General features: G+C 70.3%; 1 protein-coding gene. It reads left to right on the plus strand.

Annotated features, from left to right (window positions below; all coding sequences use genetic code 11):
• On the plus strand, positions 1-354 hold a 354-nt coding region (locus TN53_RS43140), incomplete at both ends, for a zinc-binding dehydrogenase (protein ID WP_046264393.1).

The following is a 354-nucleotide window of genomic DNA, read 5'->3' on the forward strand; positions in this document are numbered from 1 at the left end:
CGCCATCCAAGCCGTCGCGCTCGTGCGCAGCGGACACGTCGCCCTCGCCGCCCTCGCCACGGCCCGGCCCCTTGTGAGCGAGTCGGTCCTCATCACGGGCGCCGCGAGCGGAGTGGGGCATCTCGCGGTCCAACTGGCCAAGCTTCAGGGCATTGAACGGGTCGTCGCGGCCGTGAGCTCGCACACCAAGGCGGAGTTCCTCCGCGGTCTCGGCGCCGACGAGATCGTGACCTACGACAGCAAGCACTGGGGGGAGCCAGTCGACGTCGTCCTGGACGGAGTCGGCGGAGACCTACTCCCCCGCGCCCTCTCTGCCCTTGCAGCCGCCGGGCGACTCGTCTTCTTCAACTCGGG

The sequence above is a fragment of the Streptomyces sp. WM6386 genome (assembly GCF_000972385.1).
In the GTDB taxonomy this organism is placed as follows: domain Bacteria; phylum Actinomycetota; class Actinomycetes; order Streptomycetales; family Streptomycetaceae; genus Streptomyces.